At 47.1% G+C, this 21,884-nt stretch carries 19 protein-coding genes and 1 pseudogene; all 20 read right to left on the bottom strand.

Annotation, left to right across the window (positions count from 1 at the left end):
- Window positions 1-19: 19 nt before the first annotated feature.
- The 20 genes and pseudogenes from NI000_RS30025 to NI000_RS29935 all read right to left on the bottom strand — a co-directional run bounded on the left by NI000_RS30025 (window position 20) and on the right by NI000_RS29935 (window position 21,852).
- Entirely contained in the window at window positions 20-1,843 is a 1,824-nt protein-coding gene (locus tag NI000_RS30025; RefSeq protein WP_253415034.1) for a cache domain-containing sensor histidine kinase, read from the bottom strand.
- Window positions 1,844-1,913: 70 nt separating this feature from the next.
- Window positions 1,914-3,248: an extracellular solute-binding protein gene (locus NI000_RS30020; RefSeq protein WP_253415033.1), complete on the bottom strand. Its 1,335-nt coding sequence runs from the start codon at window positions 3,246-3,248 to the stop codon at window positions 1,914-1,916.
- A gap of 174 nt (window positions 3,249-3,422) precedes the next feature.
- Window positions 3,423-4,025 carry a CbrC family protein gene (locus NI000_RS30015; RefSeq protein ID WP_253415032.1) on the bottom strand — a complete coding sequence of 201 codons (603 nt, stop codon included), beginning with the start codon at window positions 4,023-4,025 and terminating at the stop codon, window positions 3,423-3,425.
- A 25-nt stretch (window positions 4,026-4,050) separates the two neighbouring features.
- The gene (locus NI000_RS30010) at window positions 4,051-4,770 is read right to left on the bottom strand and encodes an FG-GAP repeat protein (RefSeq protein WP_253415031.1); all 720 of its coding nucleotides are present in this window, start codon (window positions 4,768-4,770) and stop codon (window positions 4,051-4,053) included.
- Between the two features lie 131 nt (window positions 4,771-4,901).
- Window positions 4,902-5,975: a hypothetical protein gene (locus tag NI000_RS30005; RefSeq protein ID WP_253415030.1), complete on the bottom strand. Its 1,074-nt coding sequence runs from the start codon at window positions 5,973-5,975 to the stop codon at window positions 4,902-4,904.
- Window positions 5,976-6,026: 51 nt separating this feature from the next.
- Window positions 6,027-6,746: a DL-endopeptidase inhibitor IseA family protein gene (locus NI000_RS30000; RefSeq protein ID WP_253415029.1), complete on the bottom strand. Its 720-nt coding sequence runs from the start codon at window positions 6,744-6,746 to the stop codon at window positions 6,027-6,029.
- 17 nt (window positions 6,747-6,763) lie between these two features.
- Window positions 6,764-8,995 (bottom strand): C39 family peptidase, encoded by a 2,232-nt coding sequence (locus NI000_RS37010; RefSeq protein WP_253415028.1) that lies wholly within the window; start codon window positions 8,993-8,995, stop codon window positions 6,764-6,766.
- Window positions 8,996-9,035: 40 nt separating this feature from the next.
- A complete protein-coding gene (locus NI000_RS29990; protein WP_253415027.1) occupies window positions 9,036-10,430 on the bottom strand; it encodes a hypothetical protein in 1,395 nt (464 codons plus the stop codon).
- Window positions 10,431-10,501: 71 nt separating this feature from the next.
- Window positions 10,502-11,110: a hypothetical protein gene (locus NI000_RS29985; protein ID WP_253415026.1), complete on the bottom strand. Its 609-nt coding sequence runs from the start codon at window positions 11,108-11,110 to the stop codon at window positions 10,502-10,504.
- A gap of 60 nt (window positions 11,111-11,170) precedes the next feature.
- The gene (locus NI000_RS29980; RefSeq protein ID WP_253415025.1) at window positions 11,171-12,466 is read right to left on the bottom strand and encodes an N-acetylmuramidase domain-containing protein; all 1,296 of its coding nucleotides are present in this window, start codon (window positions 12,464-12,466) and stop codon (window positions 11,171-11,173) included.
- Between the two features lie 50 nt (window positions 12,467-12,516).
- A complete protein-coding gene (locus NI000_RS29975) occupies window positions 12,517-13,947 on the bottom strand; it encodes an NADase-type glycan-binding domain-containing protein (RefSeq protein ID WP_375541017.1) in 1,431 nt (476 codons plus the stop codon).
- A 49-nt stretch (window positions 13,948-13,996) separates the two neighbouring features.
- On the bottom strand, window positions 13,997-15,073 hold the full coding sequence (locus NI000_RS29970) for a hypothetical protein (protein ID WP_253415023.1): 1,077 nt from the start codon (window positions 15,071-15,073) through the stop codon (window positions 13,997-13,999).
- A 44-nt stretch (window positions 15,074-15,117) separates the two neighbouring features.
- Window positions 15,118-15,306, bottom strand: coding sequence for an IseA DL-endopeptidase inhibitor family protein (locus NI000_RS29965; RefSeq protein WP_253415022.1), 189 nt, complete (start codon window positions 15,304-15,306; stop codon window positions 15,118-15,120).
- Window positions 15,294-15,431: pseudogene (locus NI000_RS37225) on the bottom strand (DL-endopeptidase inhibitor IseA family protein); the annotation flags it as partial. The gene NI000_RS29965 and the pseudogene NI000_RS37225, both read right to left, overlap by 13 nt.
- A 67-nt stretch (window positions 15,432-15,498) precedes the next feature.
- Window positions 15,499-16,350 (bottom strand): hypothetical protein, encoded by an 852-nt coding sequence (locus NI000_RS29960; RefSeq protein WP_253415021.1) that lies wholly within the window; start codon window positions 16,348-16,350, stop codon window positions 15,499-15,501.
- Between the two features lie 28 nt (window positions 16,351-16,378).
- Window positions 16,379-19,162, bottom strand: a complete 2,784-nt coding sequence (locus NI000_RS29955) for a contractile injection system protein, VgrG/Pvc8 family (protein ID WP_253415044.1) — start codon at window positions 19,160-19,162, stop codon at window positions 16,379-16,381.
- Between the two features lie 38 nt (window positions 19,163-19,200).
- A complete protein-coding gene (locus tag NI000_RS29950; RefSeq protein WP_253415020.1) occupies window positions 19,201-19,575 on the bottom strand; it encodes a DUF4280 domain-containing protein in 375 nt (124 codons plus the stop codon).
- Between the two features lie 2 nt (window positions 19,576-19,577).
- Window positions 19,578-20,105, bottom strand: coding sequence for a hypothetical protein (locus NI000_RS29945; RefSeq protein WP_253415019.1), 528 nt, complete (start codon window positions 20,103-20,105; stop codon window positions 19,578-19,580).
- A gap of 18 nt (window positions 20,106-20,123) precedes the next feature.
- Entirely contained in the window at window positions 20,124-20,735 is a 612-nt protein-coding gene (locus tag NI000_RS29940) for a hypothetical protein (RefSeq protein WP_253415018.1), read from the bottom strand.
- A gap of 328 nt (window positions 20,736-21,063) precedes the next feature.
- Window positions 21,064-21,852 (bottom strand): PdaC/SigV domain-containing protein, encoded by a 789-nt coding sequence (locus NI000_RS29935; protein WP_253415017.1) that lies wholly within the window; start codon window positions 21,850-21,852, stop codon window positions 21,064-21,066.
- Window positions 21,853-21,884: the final 32 nt, after the last annotated feature.

The raw sequence follows: 21,884 nt of genomic DNA, 5'->3' as shown, positions 1-21,884 counted from the left end.
GCTTTGATTTTCATCGCGATCACCCGGTTGTTCGTTTTGGTATCGTGCAGCGAATGACCGTGCCGAAGCCCGGCCGGCTGCAAATCATCATGCCGTAGCGGCTGCCGTAATGGATGCGCAGGCGGTCCGCCACGTTCGGGATGCCAAGCCCGACCCGCTCCTCCGGCATCGGGGCTCCCGCTTCCGCCAAGTCGCTGGACCTGCTCCCCGGCGTTCCATGCAGACGAAGCAGCACGTCGTTCGGAATTCCGGCTCCGTTGTCCTGTACCCACAGCACGACAGCGTCCTCCGTCTCTTCCGCGGCAATCCACAAGAAGCCCTTTTGCCGGTCAGAATCGCCGTCTCCTGCGCTGCTCTCCATCCCTTCGAAGCCGTGCTGAATGCTGTTCTCCAGCAGCGGCTGCAGCGTCAGCTTCAGAATCGGAGTCGAGAACAATGCAGGCGGCACGTCGATCTCGTATTCGAACAAATCTTCGAAACGGTATTTCTGGATTTCCAAATAATTGCGCACATGATCGATTTCCATCGACAACGGAATTTCCTCTTTATGGTAAAAGCTAACGCGCAAAATCGTCCCGAGCCGCTGCACCATCCGGCTCACCTTGCGACCTTCGTTTTGCGCCGCAAGCGCATTGATCGATTCCAGCGTATTGAACAGAAAATGCGGCTTGATCTGCGCCTGCATCAGCATAAGCTCCGCTTTGTTTTTCCGCTCCTGCTCCCGCTTCACGTCCTCTAGCAGCATGCTGATCCGCTCGACCAAGCTGTTGAAGCCGCGGGCGAGCGCGCTGGTCTCGTCCTTGCTATTTGCTTCGACGCGGATGCCGAGATCGCCGATCTCCACCTTTTTCATGGAGTTCACAATGTACAAAATAAAGCGGATTATGCGCCCGACGAACAGCATGTTGAACAGCAGGGCGCTGAGCAAGGATAAGATGGTAATCGCGCCGATCCATTGGATCACTTGCATCGAGCGTCCGGACAAATACGCCCAAGGCGTGACGGAGACGACGCTCCAATTCATTTTGCCGAATTCGTCCAAATCCAGATGATGCACCGAGACGATGCTTTCCACGCCGTCGAATTTCATTTTGCCGCTCTCGTATTCCCCGCCCAGATGGATCGAGCCGTCGATGTGCGACGAAAGCGTTTGCCCCGAAAGCTTATCCTTGTTGTCCACCATGATCAGTCCGTCCTGATTGACGATCATGAACCGGATGCCGTTGCTGTGGCTGGTGCCGAAATAGTTGAAAATGCGGTTCAGCTCGCTGAATTGAAACTGCTGCAGCAAAATCCCGCGGTTGTCGAGCGTATACGTGTCGTTGATCACGCGGATCATCGTAAATAGCGACTTATTGCCGGTCCAATTCTCGAATTCGTGTGGACCGATCCAGCGGGGTACGCCATTCAACGCCATCACTTCGCCGAACACGGGCAGCTTCGCAAGCTCGGCGAAAGAAAGCGGCCTGTAGCCGATTTTCCCCTGACTGAACGATTGCCGTTCAAAATCGTACAGCGTCACCGAATAAGCCGGAGTATAGGAAAGAAACGTTCGCTGCAGCAAACGGTCGTATTCGGTCAAAGTGACGGCGTCGACGTCGTCTTTGGCTCCGAGCATCCGCTGGATGTCTTCCCGCTGCATCGACGCTTGAGAGAAATAGTTCGCTTCCTTCAGCACGTACGTAATATTGCGGCCGACGGCCTTCAGCGTAAATTCGGACTGCTCCGCATAGTTTTGCTGGATGATGCTTTGCGACAGCAAATACGTGATCGTTCCGAGCACGAACAGCGGCGCCACGATAAACGCCATGAACCCCAAAAACACTTTTTTCCGAAGATTCATCAAATGCCTGTCGTTCCTTTCTTATGCCGAAGGGTTCGCCGCTATGCTGCCGCTCTTCCGGCGAACCGCATCATCTCTTCGCTTCTTTGTTAGCGGCTTCCTGCACCCGCTGAAGCTTCTCCACCACCTGCTCCGCCGTCAGCTTGCCGCCGACAAACTCCTGCATGCCGGTTTCGAGCGCTTCGCGGACTTTGGCCTGAACGACCGCATCGAACGCCGGAAACTGCTTGAACCGGGTCGTCTGCATGATTTCGTCCACAATCGGATAAAACCCCGACTGGTCGATCAGCTTCATGGCGGGCAGGACGCCGTTTTCTTTCAATTGACGCCGCTGCATTTCGTCGCTGTACATAATGCGGATGAACGCTTTGACGGCTTCCTTCTCCTGTTCGCTGAGGTTCGCGGCGAAGCCGTAGCCGTTCGAGTAGCTGCCGTTAATCCAGCCGTCGCCTTTCCCTCCGGTATCTGGAAAGTTGAAGAAGCCGACATCGTTCGCGATCTTCGACCACTGGGGATCGGCAATCGCCCCGCTCGCCCAGCTTCCATCGAACAGCATCGCCGCGTTGCCCGCGCGGAATTTGTACTGCTGCTCCGCATATTTAAGACCGAGGCTGCCTTCCTGGAAGTAGCCTCTTTTGACGAACAGCTCGTAGCGCTTGAAGCCGTCAAGCACGTCGGGATCGGTCCATTTGCGCGATCCGCTGACGAAGCCTTGGACGGAATCGGGTCCGGCCGTACGCACCCAAAGCGTGTTCATCAGCATATTGATCACCCAGCCGTCCGCCGCAGCAAGCGCAAACGGCGTAATGCCGTTGGCCTTCGCCTTCTCCGCGATGGCGATGAGCTCCTCCCATGTTTTGGGTACGTCTACCCCCAGCTCCTTAAATATCTTCTTATTGTAGTACACGCCTTCCACGAAGGACGCCGTCGGCAGTCCGTAAATTTTACCGTCAACCGTGAACTCGTCCAAATCGAAAAAGCGGTCCTTGAGCTTCATCTCCTCCAGAATCGGGGTCAAATCCAGCAACCGTCCGGCTTTGACATACTTCTGCGTATCCGACCCGCCGAACAGGTCGAATATTTTAGGCGCCGAGCCCGCGGCCATCTCTGCCGGAAGCTTCTCGAATCGGTTCACCTTGTCTTCGATACCCTCCAGCTCCACCGTCAGCCCGGGGACGGCGGCTTCCATCCTTTTGGCCACATCTTCCAGCAGCTTCAGCTTGAGCCTGGCATCGTCACGGACCTGGGTATGCCGCAGCGAGATCGTGAATGGCTTCGCCTGCCTTATGCCGCTGGCTTGATCGCCTCCCGCAGGGGCCGGCACCTGGATCTTACCGCACCCGGCGACAAAGCCCGAACATACCAGCAGCGAGGCCAATTGGAGCGGCCGCCGTTTGTTTATCATCCGTACCCCTCCTTCGGGAACCGCCAGTTATCCAATCTCGATTATAGTACGCGCCCCGCCGCGGACGGCAGGGTTTGATTTTCACAACAGGGGGATAAATTCGTCTAATGAATTGGGTATATTTGGAGTATGCCACGCCGGCGGGGAAAAAGAAAGAGGAAAGCGGCGGAATCGCTACGAGTAGTCGGCATGCAGCCTGTACTTTCCGCAGGTGGGACATTGAAATAGATAAAGACCAATATCGTCAGCGAGCTGATTCAGCGATAACCCGCAACTCTCTTGCAACCGCACCACTTCCTCTTGCAGCTCTTCCTTGAGGTCTATCCATTTGTCTTGGTCCAAATACCCGATAAACGCGCAAAAATCGTCACAATGCCTCAACCACTGAGGCTCCTGCCAGGATGAATAACTCGGCGTCCGAAATAGCAGCTCGTGCAACGACCGGTCATGGATAGGCTCAACTTGTTCATTGCCCATAAAATACATATATTGATTCGTATCATCATTAAAGACGATCGACAACAAGCCGCTGTTATACTCGACCGCTCCGTGAAAAGTACCGTTAAACTTTTGGGCGGCCTGCCCATCATAAATACACCATGGGCAGATCGCGTCTACGTCATCGATGCAATAAAACGGCCCAGAATAAACATAATTCGTGTCCCGGTTGCAAACCGTACAACAACGTGCAGGACCTTGCTGGAACAGCTCGAGCCGGTAAGCGTTGGGATGATACTTGAAATGGGGCAAATTCTCATCGATCACATTTTTGCACATCACAGTTTCCGTCCTCTCCGTTTGATCATTCGTATTTCTCTCCGTCCCATCTCCATAAATTCCGGTTGACCACAATATCTTTCCATTGAAGTTCAGGATTATCGATAACGCCTACCTCTTGCTGATCGCCTTGCTCACCTACAATCAGATTGGCATTGCTTAAAGGAAATTGTTGATCAAGCTTTTCATCCTTCATGGTATAAATTTGCAGTAAGCAATTTGCACGGTAACCGCTAAAATAAGGATGAAAAAGCGCTACGACGACTTCGTCCTTCCCATCGCCATTCAAATCTTCCAGTGCAATAGCAATCCCCAACTCATTCACATTACCGTAGTCCCCACGCTCAATTTCTTTTATTTCCGTTTCATATTCTTTCTTTATTAATGCTCGTTCGGAAGGGTATCCCTCTGAATCAAAACGGAGCCATTTGATTTTTGGCGTTCTTTTGGAAGATTCCTTTACTGCCGTTTCGTTATTTATTTTAATATTGACGACTTGATTTAGCTGTGTATGATCCGATATCTCCATGGGGCCGTATTGTATTTTGTAATTTGAAACTGCTAAAGTCGCTTTTCCTTCTGAACCGGGAGGGCCGAACTTCCGCTTCGTTTCCTCGTCCAATGACAAAACAATCCATTCGTCAGCTCTAATCTCTTCAGGTGTATTCCTGATTTTTATTTCAGGGAAGTTTTGATTTTCTTCCACTTGAAATACGATCTCACCGCCTAAATATTCCCGCTCCAAAGGGTAATGTTTGAAGGCGCCTGTTACCTCGACCTCGCCAGTAAAATCAGAATCAGCATGAAAAATAATAAGAATCTTGCCGTTTCAGGTCTATGCATGCTTTACCTCGTGTATAAGGAAGTGTTCGGAATTCAATGATTCACAAACTCAACCTGTTCCCCGTTAATCGTCACCCGAATTATAGACGGGTTTTGGCTAATAAAAGGCGGTAGCTTCGAGTGAATGTTAGCGAAATCCGCCTTGGCAAACACTTCTTCGTCAAAATCAATTTCTTCGGATGTAAATGCATGCCATTCCTTGCCAAGCCACTTTTGCCAATCGTCGTTACACTGATCTTTGTTGAATGTTAATTCAACACCGTCTTGAATCATAACCACGTTTTCTATGCTGCAATTGGGGCAATAGAGGAGAATCGGTATTTGGATTTTCTTTCCCTCGGGATATCTGTTTCCATACTCCGCCAAACCAAATCCTACACCTTCAACCCCTGCCACAAAATCGATTTCCTTTGAATAAGGATATATTTTGCCGTTGTATTTAAAAAATGGTGTGGCTTTTTTCGTTGGCGGCAAGATCAATGAGTCGTTACAAGGCTTTGTGAGTTCTCCGAGTTCATTCCCCCACGTTTCTCTGTTAACTTCAACCGCTTTGTTCAATGGACCTGCATCCGTTACAGGTACCTGTGGTGTAAAACCGGTCTTCTCCCCAAATACCATAGGCTCATAATAACGGGTTACTTCATTATCCGGAAATCCGTTTACCCCATGCAATACACCTGTTCTTTGCGAATGAATCGTTGCAAATACGAGGGTATTTGCATACTTGTCATTGCGGGTAACAAATATTGGATTATCCTTCATAAATACCGACTGCTCCGGATGCTTGGCGGGAATGGATTGTTTGGTCATGATGAAATTTAACAAAGGAAAAATACGTACTCCTGCTTGATAATCAACCGTTCCGTCTTGGATGGAAAACTGACCCCGACTCTCCAATGCTTTTTGACACGCAATGATTTCCTTCGAGGCTTCCCGGGGGCTATCTTTCGGGACGCCTCCACCCTTGTTAATACTTTCCACTTTTGGACTTTCAGTCTTCGCGGCGACTTTTAAACTTTCGGGAGATTTCGAATCCATATTTCCCGTACATGCGGTTAGCATGGAAAGGATGGCCATGACGACCATCCATTGCAGCGGACGCTCCAAGAAGATCCTCCTCTCCTACTCGGTGAAAGCGTTGATGCGAGCCTCTTCCCATTACAAAAAATGTTGCGGCTCCGTATCGACTCTCCAGCCCGACTTATCGATATATTTAAACGTTATTTCGATAGTCTTCGCTTCAACCGAAGCATCAAGCAATCCCACTTTAAAAAGAAACGTCACTTTATTTCCGTCTTTTGTGGCCTTTGATACCTTAATACTGCTCCAGTCATACATAGAGCCCCAATCCTTAGGGCTAAAAGCCAGTTTATTGTCCATTTTCCGTAGATCTAGCTGATCAATAATCGTGTCGGCGATAGGGGAAGTGAAGACTTCCTCCAAGTACTTTTGAATTTTTTCTTTGGAATTCAGCTCATCGCAAATAAAAGCATATCCGCCATCATCGTCATTAATATAGTTGAAATCATCGCAAGGACCGCCTTTTTGCAGCAGCTTGTAGTTTCTGTCCCGAGCCTCATCCATAAGTTTAATGGCCGCATCATTCGTTAGTTCAGGCGTTGCCTCCGACGCTGTTCCGGTTTTCTGTGCCGGGGTTGCTGCCGATGCTGGAGGCGTCGCTGGCATTGTTGGGGATACCGAATTTTGTTGGCTTGGCCCGTCATTTTTTCCGGCAGGCTGCACGCTTTCTGCAGGAGCATTCTGATGATTTTGTCCTGCACAACCGGCAACGAGCACGAGAACAAACAAAGCTATTGCTATTAACCATAGTTTTACTATTTTTCCCTTCAGCTTCAAAAATACTTTATCGTTCGGCATAGCGTACTCCTCTATCCTCATTTTGGCTTAAACTCTCGGACGCTCAAGATTTTTCCTTTTGATTTATAGATCTGCATATGATCCAGCGTCGTTTGCACTCCGCCCCAAGGATCGATAATGATAATATCCGAGTCTTTGTTTCCTTCATTCGTATATCCGATAACTACGGCAAAATGCGTGCTGGCCCTGCCTTTACTATCGTGTCCGTCACTTGAAACAATGCACGGCAGCCCTTTGTCAATGGACTCTCTGATATGTCGATACACATCGTTTTTCGTAAAGCTTTTGCCTACATCATACCTTTGATAGGATAGATTGTTCGCAGTTGAAGCTTTTGGAAAGTTCATCGAGTTTCCTGGTGCATATTTTTTACTAACCGTTTTTAAATCCGTTTTAGCCCCGTAAAAATTAGCTATCATGGTAAATGAAGCAATCGCGCAGCCGGTAGAGGAGAACGGAATTTGATTTTCAGCAGGTACTCCTTTGATCATGTGGTTGCCAGGAGGTGTAGGAGTTGGAGTCGGCTTTTGAGTTGGCTTCGGTGATGGATTTTGTATACCGGAGCTTCCGTTTCCGGCACTTCCCGATACAGACTCAATGGCTTTTAACAGGATATATACGCCGGGTTGGCGGTCAACTACATTCGGATCGAATGTCCCGTCTGAAACATACTTTCCTTTTGTATATACATTTGTTCCGCTATAGGCATATGGGCTGACGCGGCCTTTATTCATATAACCTCTGCCGTTATACATTTCCGCATACGCCATCATGGCGACCAAGTCATTGGATGTTGCGCTTAAATGATAAGAATCTCGCAGCTTTTCTTTTCGCAACAAAGCATCAACCGCTGCGTCCTCGAAGTTTGTAAAATATACTCCCACAGGTACGAGCGTCGTTTTTTTACCGAGCTTTTCACCGTTATGCAAATAAGTTGTAAAGTCGCACGACGACTCCCGATAGTGGAGAGCCGCAATCAACTGTGGCGGAATGCCCGTTTTTTTGGAAATTCGTTCGTAAACGTCTATATTTTTATTGTAAATTTCAGTGAACTTTTGTAATTCTTTTCCGAATTTTTTCTGATCGATCTTGTTAATTTTACTTACCATTTCTTTGGCATGGTTATAGATCGGACCCGGATCGGGATTTTGCGTGCCTGACGAATCATAGCCTGCACCCTGGGAGCTTCCTGCCCCTCCGCTCGGCGTCGTAACCTTGTTGAAATTCTGCTTCGCCCATTCCGCTTCTTTCGGGGAGCCGTACAAAATTTTCTCCGCAAGATACAATTTATCGTTGGCCCATTTATCGCCGCCCTGCTTACGGGTCATATTGTACAAATATTGAGCGTTGTTCTCCCACTCGGCTTTGTCGTATATGCCATTCCATGTTCTGTCTTGAGTATTGGAGTACTTGCTGGGGGCATGACTCCGGTTATCGGCCACGACTCTCCCCGCTTCTTCGATGCTGTGATCGACCGTGATCGTCCCGCCCATTTGCCCGCGCGCGTACTTGGCGCTGGCCGCTGCCCCGCTCGCATCACCGCCAGCTTGTGTCGGGGCGGCCCAGATTTGCTTCGCGCCCCAGATCATTTCATTGCCGACCATTCGCTGCGCATCGGCCGGATCATCCTGCAGCGTAATCGTTCCGCCCATGGCGCGGCCTTTGGCCGCCAGCTTCTCGGCTTTCTCTTTATTGGCCGGATCGTGCTCTTTATGCGCCTCCGCCCATAAAATTTTCGCCGACAAAATCATCTGATTGCCGACCATCCGTTTCATCTCTTCCGTATCGCAGTTCGGGATGGTCCCGCCCATTTTACGGGCTTCCCTGGCGTCCTGCTCCGCCTGTTTTTTTCCCGCCTCGTCCCCTTTCTTTTGCGCATCCAGCCATGCCATCCGGGCATCCAATATCCGCTCGTTAGCCACGGTATTTCGTGCCAGCTCCTGATCGATCTCGCGGGAGATGACTCCGCCCATCTTCCGTCCGGCGGCCGCCAGATCGTCGGCTTTGTTTTTAAGCCGCTGCTTTTCTATGGCATTCTTCTCCGCGTCCGCCTGGGCCCGGACTTTTTTCGCTTCCCAGATCATTTCGTTCCCGGCCTTCCGCCGGGCGTCCTCCGGCGTGTCCCATCCGTTCGGAATGACGATAAACGGGTCTACTCCTTCGTCCATGCTTCGTTTCCATTCTGCAATCATTTCTTCCTTGGTCGGTTCCCGCTCCAGAACCTGAGCGCCTGTCGTAGCTTTCGGCACCTGACTTCCTCCTCGCTTCTCTGATCCGCATGGTCTGCCGCTAGTTCGTTTTCACCTTATCTCCCTGAAGCTTCACATTGCCGTCCAGCTCGACCAGACTCGTTTTACATTTCAGGCCTAACGTGTTCTGCGCCGATATTTGCACCGTATTTCCGGCATGCAGGGATAAATTCCCATCCGCTTTGACCCGAATATCTTTTTTACTGCGGATTTCAATGCCATGATCGTCGATTAAACGAATCAGCACTTCGTCATCTTTGCCGGTAATTAAAATTTCATTGTTTGTGAAGGCGATCGCTTTCCGGTGCTTGGTCATAAAAATTTTGACCTCCGGCTTCTTGATCAAATCTCCATCTTTTGTTTTCATACGGATCGAATGTGTAACGATGGCTTCCTCCTCGTTATCCGAAGGAAAATAGATGTTCACTTCGTCGTCAAGCTCCGGCATACAATACCATCCCGTATCGCCTTCTGCGGTATAAAACGTGGCGTGGGGGAACGAGCAGGTTTCTGCGACAGCAGGCTTCGCCTTATCGATTTCATGAAAATGCACCTTGATCCGATCTTCCTCGATCCCGATCACCTTTCCTCGAACGGATGCCCCTTTGAGCTTGCTGTTCCGCAGACGCTTTTGCTGCAGTCCGTCAGAGGTGGTCAGCACATATTCATGCTTGAGCACCCCGTGCCTGATGGCGGCAATCGACTGGAAAACGTATAGCGGACGATTTTTATAAGTAACGGAATCCCCGATGTTCAGCAGCACGTCTTTTTTACCGGTGCTGTGTATTTTGTAGTACAATAAGTTGCTGTTCTCGCTTTCGACTCCAGAACCGATCCTGCGGGTGACCGAAAAGTTAAAGTTTGTGAGCTCGCCCTTTTCCACGCCGTGCGGCAGGCCGAAATAAAACTGCGGCTTCACTGCCGTCGGACTCGGAATCAGTCCCCAGCCAAAACGGGACGCCATTCGTTTCAAAAACTCCCAGTCCGTCTCGTCGCACTGCATCGTGAACTTTTGCAGCGCCGTCTGATCCAGACTGCTGTTCCAATTGGCTCCGGAATAATTCCCCAAGAGGCTTTCAACCAGCTTGTGATACGTCAGCTTCTGATTCTGGAACGTTCTGCGATTGATCTTCATGTCCATCGCATACGTATGGGATACGGCTTCGCCGACGATATAATACACGTTCGCCGCGACTCTTATCCGAATATTCATCAGCCGGCCTTTGAACAGATCGATAAGCTTCCCGTCTTCCTTACGATAAGAAATGTCCAGCGTCGTCGACGATTCCGCCATCTCCACGTACCGTTCTTTTACATCGTCCCTGACAATTCCGGTGAAATAAGCCTTGGCATGGTCGTTAATCCGTTGGGTTATTCGAACTTTAGGATTCGTTAGCGCGATTGCCGTTTGGTTCATCCGTATGATGGGTTCCATGCTCGTCGCTCCTTTAGTTTATGTAATATCTCGGGGGGGACAGCCAGTGCAAGACGCGAACTGTAAATCTCCTATTCGAATTTCCAGCCGCGAGTAAAGTTCAATACCTCTTCGACTGTTTCATTTTTCCCGGCTGAATTAATTTTTTCATCCAGATCGGACAGCGCTTCAAAGCTTTTTGCTTTTTGAAAATAGATGCTGGCGACCGGGAACGGAGTGGTTCCCTGCTCTCCAGCACCCGTGATATATTCGGCAATGATAATAACATCCTTAAGACCGTCTTGATTTACGTCTTTGAAAGATACGGCACGAATCCCTTCAAACGACGGCCATTCATTTCCGATAAATTCAGGAAATGAATATATTATATTTCCTTGTTCATCTGCCAAGTGGAAAGATGCTTTCAATACGCCATCCTTTAGATATTTTCCAGAAATAAACTTTACTTTTCCCCAATGATTCAGTTCAACCTCAAAGGACTGGTTTTCAATTACCTGTAACCCTCTCGCTACAAGGCTGCTCACCGTTTCCTTAGGGCTTTCAGGCGAATCAAGGCTAGTTACCGGCTCCGTAACGGCAGGCTTATTTTCGATGCGGGTTTCTGCCGAACGCGGCACTGGGACCTCGTTATCGCTCCTTGAACTTGCACTACAACCAAAGCATGCGGAAAGCAGAACCAAGAATATGATTACTTTGTTCAATAGCTTCAATGTCTTCCGGGTTGAGGCTGGCATAAGCGGCTAACCTGCCTTTCGGTATGATTCCATTGCATTTTCCATTTTTTCGGTATAAGCGTCTACTTGACCGCTTCCATTGTATTGCGTAACAACACTTCTTAGATCGTTATTTTTTAAAGCTTTCAGCAATTTTCCGCCATTGTATCCTCTCATAAAATGGATCATGCCGTTGATCTGTTGCTCATGACCTCGGTTAAAGTCGTCAAACATCTCCCTAGCCGAATGGTAACCTGCCTGCTTATAGTTAAAGCCCATAATTTGCCCCATTCCCATGCTGATCGCTTCATAAGCCGCTGATTCTTTTAATTTTTTGGCAAATTCAAACGCTGCATATTCACCCATTTGAGAGCCTGTATGCACCGTTTTCCATTCATGCTTTACACTTTCCCTGAATTTATGCCCTTTCCATCTTGCTTCGGAGCTCCATGTGAACAACTCCTTATACCCGGCTCGATCAACGAATTGATGGTTTTCGAAACGTATCTTCAACTTTCCATCCACAAAGCCGGAGCCGCTTGATTCTACGAGGATTACAGCCGCCAGAACGTTCGCGTCGACCCCGAGTTCTTGGGCGTTCGTTTGAATAATTCCGCCATACTTTCTTTTGAATTCAGCAATAGATCCGATGGCTTGTCGATCTCCGGTTTGAGGAGGTTGCTTCACGCCTGCATTCGCTGGCGGCGCAATCGGAGGAACAACCGGTTTTTGCATGGGCAAAGGATATTTCGCCATAATCGTCTGAGCTTCCTTGCTGTAATTGTTTTTTGCAGCCTCAACAAGCTCTGGGGTAAGACTCATATCTTTTCCATCCACCATGCCTTTATCGTTCGCGGCATACCATTTTGCCGTCAAATCATTTAACCGCTCCGCATCTTGCGGCGACGTTTTCTTGATTCTATCAATCGTTTCCAGCTTTTCGCGAATTCCTTTCCCCGCCTCAGCCGCGGCCTTCATCGCACGCACGTTCCCGTCTTCGTTGGCTTCCATCCAGCACGCTGTCTGCTTTTGCATTTGCTCTTGCGCCCAGGGAGGCATCTTCTCCATTTCCCGCAGCTTGTCCCTTAGCCCGTCAGCCAGCTCCTTTGCCTTTCTCATGCCCTCCTTGTCGCCGCTCGCTTCCGCAATGTACCAGGCTTCCTTATACTTCTTGAGCCATTCCTTAGCCCATTCCGGATAGACCAGCTTCAATTGCTTCTGCTCTGCCTCCAGGTCAAAGGACTGCGCTTTTCTTCGGGCATTGGCGGCCATTAGCGATCTCAACAATGGCGTCGGGCCGAAAGTGGGTTCTTTCCATTTCATCGCTATCCCCCTCATCGTTACTTTCGGTTCATCTCGTTAAGCTCTTGAAATCAAAACACTTTCACTTCCGACATGCACGTATCCGAATACTTGTCTCCCTTTTCCACTTCAAGAACGGTGAGTTTAATAAACGATGTTTTGACCTTCTTGCTAAAATCTATTTGCACCGAATATGCGTACAGAATCTCGGAGCTTCCGTCTGAGAATTCAGCCTTTAAGCTCTTAATTCTATTATTTGCTTTAAACGTTTGCAGAGATTGCGCCAACCCATTGATGAAATCGATACCGGATACTTCCCGAAGCTCTCCGAGTTCGAGCGTGACGGTTTCTCCTATCCCGTCCCCCTTCATGCCTTCGCACCAGCCCGTTTTTGTCTTTCCGTCCGTCAGTTGATTTGCGTTGTACGATATTTTATTCTCGTCCGGCAGCGTGGAAGAAGCAGTAACTCTTTTGACAGGGATGCTCTTCTTCACTTCCATGAACGGCGTTGAAGAGCGAATCCATTGTACTGGATACACCTCGAATCCGATCCGTTGAAATGCATCATCAAGCTTCGTTTTCTGTTGGTTTTTCAAGTTTAGTTGAAAAACGTTTCGATCCTGGTCAGCATAGACGAGCATTTGACCGTCCGGGGAAATGACTGGAGATAACATGGATCGACCAAGCGGTTTTCGCTCCTCTGTTTCGATTGTCAACAAGTAGGTAGTATCCCGATCTGCCGTATAAATCAGTTTGTCCTCGGCAAACCATTGGTGAATGTGGACCTCCTTAGAGCCTACGTTTATCTTCTTGATGATCTTGTTCTTCGCGATGTCAAACAGGACAAGATTGGCCTTATCATCGCTAAAGCACAATTGGCTGCCGTCAGGGGAAAAATGCCCGCCATAAATAACGTTATGAGAACGCCCATCTAATGAAAGTTTTGTCATTTGATTTTCCTTAGCCCGTACTAAATAAATCTCTTCATTTTCTTCAAAAATGTACTGAGTGAAATCGGGAGACTCCACATAATCTTTATGTGGCAATTCAAATTTTAGCTCGGTTTGACGCGTAATTAGGTTATAAATCCGCGCAGGAATGCTCGGTCTTTGATGCGAAAAACGGGTCACCAATATTTTCTTCCCATCTTCAGAAATTCCGCTGAGTTCAGATCTACCACCCTGGGACATATCGTCGCTGTCCATCGCAAAAAAACTTCTAAAACGATCAATGTTCACAAAGCTATCTTCGTCCGCTGCATTTCTTAGGTAAAGTATCATTTCATTATCATTTTCCCCTCGAAATAGAAGCCAGTCGGATAGCTTTTCTTGCGGAGCATCAGCATCTTCAGCCCCCTTTTTCTGTCCCGATGAAATGTTGTCGGTATGAGCGGTTTCCCTTTTCTGTTCAGAAGAAAGACGGCCGGCAGAATTGTTGTCCCCTAATCCTTCCTGCTGGCTATTTTTCTGTTCATTGGAGCATCCCGTAAGCAGCAGCAACACCAATCCAACAATAAAAACGAATCTCGTTCTTTGGAACCTACCCATCTATTTATTTTATCTCCTCTACTGCATGCTGCGTAATGGATTGCGGCAGTACATCCGGAGGGAACCAGAATCGGATCGCATAATTTGAGGACATATTACGAAGAGTCCGATCTTCCCCCGTTGTTAAATTCCTCAAATTAAAGTCTTTTGAGGTCCGAAGCTTGTAAATGACTGTTTTTTTGTCGGGTGCCAGAACAGCATCGTTCGTTTCAACCGGAAAATCAAGCTGCCGAGCATCATCGTCCTTGACCAAATAGAAGTTCGCTTTGCCCTGTTCGTCATACTGCATAGCGAGTTCTGTTGTTCCTTGACCCAGCTTTATCATGGCTTTGGCCAAACTCGGATTTCGATATCGTTCCTTACTGTTTGTCACATCATAAATGACGTAATCGTTAGATTCCGAGACCAAAATTTTTTGATTATCTTTGGAAAAAGCATACAAACGCCGTTCGATCCCGCCCTCCTTTTCATTAGGGAAAAGTAACCTTATCTTCTTCTGCTTTTCAAGGTCATATAAGGCTAGACCCTCTTGAGAATTAGCAACGTACTGAGTGTGATCTGGGGTGAATAAGGCGATATAGTTGTCCAAATTCCCGGCATCACTGGTAAATGTGCCTGTAATAAAAACTTTTTGATCAATAAAGTCGTATCCTTCAATTGTCTTTTCTGTAGATGATTTATCTGAAATGAAGAAAGCTTTACGCCCATCCTCTGTAAAATGCTCCAAATAAGTATTTTCACAATCTACTGCGATTATTTTTCTTTGGATTAGGTCATTCATGATCGCTTGAAAATCTATGGTCGTAACTTTTGAATTTTCCGGATATTTTAGGTTCATTAATTGGTATCCGCCATCATATAACGTATCCTTGTTCTCAGCTAATAGTAACCAGCCCAGGTCTAATGGTTCTAGCGTTTCTTTGGGAGCAGTATTTGGAGCCGGCTCCTTTGTCGTCCCCTTGAGAGCAACTGCAACACTCTCGCCCCGGGACCTCTCTTTACTTGATAAGTGCTCAGGCTGCGAGCATCCGGTTACCATAAGCAAAAAACATATACAAAAAGCTAAGTATCTTTTTAACAAGATTGATGGCTTCCTCCCCCAAGGAACATTTCCCCATATACAAATCACTTTAATGTTCCGGGTTTTGATGCAACTCTCCAGCCTTTTTTGGGAACATATTTATATTCAATAATGACCGTTTCATCGTCCATGCTCTCCTCTACACTTGGTACGGTAAACTCAAAAGTTTTACCGTTAGCTTCATCCGCTTTTAATTTAACCGTTGCTCTTTCCCAATCGCTTAAGAGCCCCATCCTAACGATGGATAAGACAATTTATTATTGATCATTTTGAAATCAGACGTTTTGATAAAATCGGCAGTAATCTCTTTTGTAAAAACCTCTTCAAGGTAAGCGGTCAATTTATCCTTAGTGTCTAAGTCATCACAAAAGCAGAACGATGAGAAAGATTAATTTATGCAACACGAAACACCTCTATTTTTCACTCTAATAATCCGATTGCTCATTTGATCCGCGGGACCGTTCATTTAGTTCAATGAGTTCAAGGTTGTTATTTTCCAGGAAAGTATAGTGATTGTCATGAGCAAATATAATTTGTTCCATAGGATCATGTTTATCGAACAAAAACATCTTCCATGTTTTGTCCTTTATTTTACCTTCAACCACCCTGCTGTTTTCCATAAAAAAGGCTTTCAATCCATCGCTGAAGGATGTCATAGGGGCAGCTACTTTTTTTATGGATCCGTCTTCCATTTTTACACTTTGAATCGTAATTGTCGGGTCCTCTCCACTTCCCGTAAGGTCTTCTACAAAAACGTCGAATCCGGCTGTATTGTATTCCTCCAACAAGGTGTTCAAAAGAGCAGCTTCATTGCTATCGTTTCTGACATCGTTTATTAAGCGAGCATATTTTTGATTTCCCGATTCGCTTGAGCGGATTGCCATAACATGAATGCCGCTGGTTGAATAGCCGAAATAAACAGGGGATTCCGAAGGCAATTTGCCTTCCAGCTTTTTCTGGTTTTCGATCACCCAATCTACATCCGAATCTTTCAGGTAATCATCGTAAACATTTAATATTCCATTCGCTTTATCTGCCGCCATGATCAATTTCAACTGATTATCCTTACTGTCCGCGCTCGTTTCCAATTCATGAACAAGTTCTTTATATTCTTGTAACAATTTTTTTGCAATCTCGTCATTTGAAACCACATGTGTCCGTACCTGCTGCTCCACCTTCGGGGGTGACTCTTTCATTTCTTCATAAAACGTAGCTTTCGCCGCTTGATGCCAAGTTGCCAAGCAGACTAACAGCATGGCACAAATTTCTTTTATCATCTTTAACTACTCCTTAATGAAGTATGGTTTATTGAGGGTAGCTGACATGAATATGATTATAATGGTCCAACATTTTGAAAATGTTATTTTCAGGGAATTCTTTATTTAATTTATTAATTATATCGGTATCGCTAAATATGATTCCACCGAATCCATGCTTAACCACCAGTCGAATTACTTGTTCTACTTCCAGCTTATCTTTAGAATTCTTTGGAAACATCCCTGTCGTCTTGTTTGCGTTAGGAGTATCAATGTCAAACCCGAAGCCCGTCCCGTGCCAGTTGTTATCATTGGGTCTAAACAAGCTTGTGATAGGCATTTTCTTTTTAAAAGCAAGCTTGTAATCCTTGGCAAGAGCAGCCATTCGGTCGTATGTGCCTTGACGGATATAGTATGAATCCAGGATGGAATGTATTAATTCAATGTCGTCAAGATTTTGTTTTCTTATATCAGTTAGATATTTTGCTGCTTCTGTCTTTGATAAATGATAAAAACCCTTTCCTTTTTTACCCAAAATCAACGGTTTTTCATCCGTATATTTGTTGGAAATCGTTTCCGTGTTATTCCCCGTCCCTTTCGGCGGATTCGCCGGCTGCTCTGGTTTTGTCGGCTGCACCGCATTCCCCGGACTTGGCTTCGCAACAGGCACATTTCCGCTCCCGCTCTTCTCCTGCGGCTTCGGCCAAGGCAAAATCCCGTGCGCCACCTGATATGCATAAGCTTCCAGCAGCTCCTTCGTATGAACCTTCCCGGCGAGGCCATACTTGACGGGAAAATCGTACAGCGCGTTGTTCAACGAGGAGTCCCACTCATCCTTCACATCCAGATTATATTTAAAATCGTTCGGGAATTTCTTGGCCAACAGGTTCAAGCTCTCCCGCGCCACGCGATGGCTAACCCCGTATTTGCTCCTGATCTCGTCGGCGGATTTGGAGATTGATGCCGGGTCCTCCGTTGTCAGCTTGTTTTTGGCGTCAGCGTATCGCCGCGTCAATTCCTCCAGCCGGTTCGCATCCTTGTAAGACTCCGCAGAGCTGTTTCGGATCAAGGCAATCATCTGCACCTTGTCCCTGAGAGAATTGGCAGCTCCATGGTAATAATCCTGCTCCGCTTTATTGCCCGCCGCATGCGCTTCATACCACTTCTCGGTATTCTCGTTCATCTGCTCCTGCGCCCATGACGGCATCGCATGGATCTCGTCGATCTTGTCGCGGATCTTCTTCGCGTTCGCGGCCGCTGCCTTCATGCCCTTCTCGTCGCCGGCCGCCTTGGCGCGGTAGTAATCGGCTTTGTACTTGAGCAGCAGGGGCTGCGCCCAGCCCGGGTAGTTACTGCCGCCGTTCATCTCTTGCTGCAGCGATGCATAAGCCGCAACCTCTTCGTCGGGAAGCGGTGCCGTCAGGACACGCGAACCTTTGATATGATTTTCCCCGTCCAAGCGAATATGGCTTGTCTTGGATGATACGCTTATTTCTTTCGCTGCCGTAATTTCAAGCTGCTTGCCGTGCATGACCAGATCTTCGCCCGCTGTGAAAACCATGCTGCCTTTGCTGTACAATTCGACGCCCGTCTCTTCGTTCAGCTTGACGAAGAAGTTGTCCCCCTTCGAGGTCATCACCGTTTCTTTCGGAGCAAAACGCGCCTCCTTGCTTCCTCTGGTACGCAGCCGCTTCGTATGAGGGTCGCTGATCTTGTCGCCGCCGCGGATATGTTTTCTCAAGGAATGACTGACGACCGCGCCTTTTTCTTCGCGGGACGGAAAATAGAGGTGAACCACATCGCCAAGCTCGGGCATGCAGTGCCAACCGACTCCGTTGTCGCTGGTATAGTAGGTAGGATAAGGAAACCAACAGGCGGTATCTTGGCTCTGCTTCGGATCGATATTCAGATGCACCCGGACATTTTCGTCCTTCACCTCGATTACTTTTCCCTCCAGAGAGGTTCCGGATAGGTGCGGGTTGAAAGCATGGCTTCGCTGCAGGCCGGATTCGGGGACTAATACATAGTCGTACTTCAACACTTGACGCTTGATGCTCGCAGTAGCCCGCTCGATCACCAAAGCTTTGTTTCGGAACAGAACGACATCCCCGATTTCGAAGTATTGATCCGATTCCACTTCGTAATACAAGAATTCCCGTTCGTCCGTTTCTCCCCAGTCGCCGTTCGCAATCGCCTTGCCCGATTCCGCGGCATGTCTTCCCGTTAAATAATTGCTTCCCTTTAAAGTGCCTTTGAGCTCTCCGCGCGAAATGCCGAACCAGAACCTGGGTTTGTCCGAGGCAACGTCCGCCACCAAGCCTGTATAAAACCGAGAAGCCATTCTCCCCAAAAACTGCCAATCCGTTTCACGATACTGCAGCGTGAATTCATCCAAGGTCCGGCTACCGGCGGCCAAGTCGATAAAATCCGATTGCGCATACTCCCCGATCACTTCGCGAATCAATTCCGTGTAAGTCATATCACGGTTTTGAAAAGAACGGCTTCGGACAGTCTTGTCCATTTGATAAGAGTGGGACAAGCCTTTTACGATCATATGATAGTTACCGCTGCTGAACCGGATTTCAAGCTCGGTTACCGTTCCTTTGAACAGACAGCGGACTTCTTCCTCTCCGTCCATCTGAAACACTTCGATATGCTCTCTATACTGAGCCAGATCCGGATATTTCTTTTGATGGTCGTCTGATACGACAGCCTTGAGATACACTTCTCCGTGGCCGCCGACCTTCTTGACGAGCTTAAAATCCAGCAGCGCCACAATATCGTAAGGTGCTGTTATTTTCAAATCGCCGTACGTCACGGCGCTCATCTGCATGACCAAGCGAATGCCCCCTCTCGAATCCCCTCAAAAGCCTATTGGCCGTCGTTCACAATTGTAATTTTTCCGCACCACATGCACAGATTAGTAGAACAGTTCAAAAGAGCAGGGTAATGATCTACCAACACATCCGTTTTTCCATCCAGCCAAGGCATCGTAATGACCGGTTTGCACGGCATTTTTTTGAGCTGCCCTTGATTGGCGGCCGTCGCGGAAGCGACTTCGGGATTGGACAGACTGCTGCACAAGCCAAAAGCAGGGATGTTGATCTCAGGCTTGAAATCCTGCACATTTCCCTGCAGCTTATCGCTGATCGCTATTTTTCGTCCGGCCGTCGTTTTAAAATTCGCATTCGTGCTGCCATAGCTGCAATTAAGGGAAGCGCCTTCCACCACATAACTTGAATTCATATTTAAAACCTCCTCACGTCGATTGTCTTCAACCGTATTCCTGTCGGATTGTACCTGAGGATGCTTTCCGCCACATCCAGATCGACTACGATGAAATCTGCCATGCTATCGGAGATTTTGAATATTTTGTAATGTCCGACTTTCCTCGGATCAAGAACAGGCGTTTTGAGCGAACCATTCTTATGCCATTCGCTTTCCTCCGACAGACACGCAAGCGTATCCGGCATCGCTATCCAATAGAGCGTCTGTTTCATTTGCTTGATATCCGCAAGAACGACAAGCTTATAATAAATATGAGGCTGATACCGGTCGAAAACCGTTTTCAAAGGGTCGGATAGAAGTGGAACAGGTCTTTCGATGAAATCGATATATTCGCCCTTCCCTTGGGTATAAAACTGCAAAATCGTATGCTCCAGCTGCGCGCGGCTCTCTTCGTTCCGCAACATACGTTGGTCTACCGTTTTGGCTATTCCGGCCGGCTCTTCGTAATCTACGATTCGTTCGTCTTGAGATACGATATAATATTCCATGCTAAAATTCGCCCCTGCTCATAAAAAGAGACTTCCTTCCTGTATGGAATCGTCCTTGTATACGACCTCACTAATGCCCTTATGCTCCCCCACCCGCACTTCCAGATCCGGTTCACGGGCAATTTCATCAAACTCTTTCAGTCGAATTGCATCAGCCATCGCCTGTTTGACCAATACGACAATCGATTGGTTAAAGGCAGCGGCCGCCTCCAGCTTGATTCGTTCAATATCGGGCTTGATAATTTTGCCCATATACTTTTTTCCGAGCTGCTCTAGTTCGTCTTCCAGCGCGTCCAAATATTTAAAGGCCCATCCCGAATCGTACGTTCCTCGGCACGGATATGTATCGAAATACCAATCCTTGTCGAACGCCTCTACGACATGCTCGTGCTTTCTTTCTAATAAATAAGTGCGCCTCATAGAATAATTGATATACGCGATCTTTGCTTTTTGCCCCGCAGATTGCATTTCTTTAATATTCAGACAAATACGGCGAAAAGACTCGATAAAATCCTTCGCCAGCTCGTCTTTGCGGGAATGGTATTCTTCCTCTGCTTTCTCTATGTACTCCTTCTGCTTGTCCTTTACGTAAGTTTCCAAAAAATGCTTCAAGGCCTCTTGTCTGGTCATATCAAGTACCTTTCCACTTCAAGTTTGGCTCTGCTGCTCTAAAAGCAGCATAGAATGTATGTTCTTTCCATTTTATCATGATCCCGGTTTCCGATTCTGTATGGTTTGACCCATTATTTGAAAAAGCTGCTGTTGATGTAAGATCTTATGGATATAAAAAGCACCTGAAATCACCGCCAGGTGGTTTCAAGTGCTCGCAAAATTGATCTTCCTCGATAAGTTTTATCAGTTACAACGTGTTGACCTACTTCTACTGTCTTTTATGTGCGTCTATGACACACAGAACATGCCATCAAAACGTCATTGTAGTTTCATTTTAGAAATCCTTTCATTGTTCGTTTTCAGTTTTTTTCATGAAATCCTCTATGTCTTGATAGTTGATTTCAAATTCCGCATGATCGCCCATAGCATGACCAACACCTATGGAGATTCCCAAGGAATCCTTCGTATAATAGCTGAACACATCTGATTGTTTCTCTGTGCCAATATCGTCTAAAGAATCTGCTTCGTTAAAACGCGCCTGAATTTTTTCATTCGTAAAATTGTCCAATACTTTACTATGTTCAGGCCGTAATGCCTTAAATTTCCCACTCAAAAACGTATTCGCAAAATTCTTATCAATATTTACAATATCTTTTAACCTTAATTTCTCTCCTGTTTTGATGTTAATATTCGTAGTATAAAACAAGCTGTTTGGATGGGCTGCATTACTAACACTGCCAAGCCCCGAGTACTGAATACTTAACATATTTGAATTCTTCAAAACAGTATCGTAATCGATATTCAGTTCTACTGAACCATATGGATTTTCATAAAACTTTAAAACTTTTAAAGCTTCGTCCTTTAAAATACTATTAATCTTTTTCTGCTTATCGTGATCGCTCAATCCTGATATCTGCGGGTATTTTATATTGTAGTTAAATTTATCGTCACTTTTCGAGTAATTTGAGCCAGTAATTTGATAATCATTTGAAGTTTCTGGCTTTTGTTGATTGGCTGCAGGTACTCTAGTTTCTATATTCTCCGTTGTTGGCAATCTATTTTCACCTTTATTGCAAGCGCCCAAACTCAAAGTAAGCAATAAAAGGTAACTTATCATCATGCTTTTTCTTAGCAATTATCGATTTCTCCCTTAGATCGGATCAGAAA

It is taken from the genome of Paenibacillus tyrphae, from assembly GCF_024158745.1.
GTDB lineage: Bacteria > Bacillota > Bacilli > Paenibacillales > NBRC-103111 > Paenibacillus_G > Paenibacillus_G tyrfis_A.
This window is presented reverse-complemented; position numbering and strand designations above follow the sequence as displayed.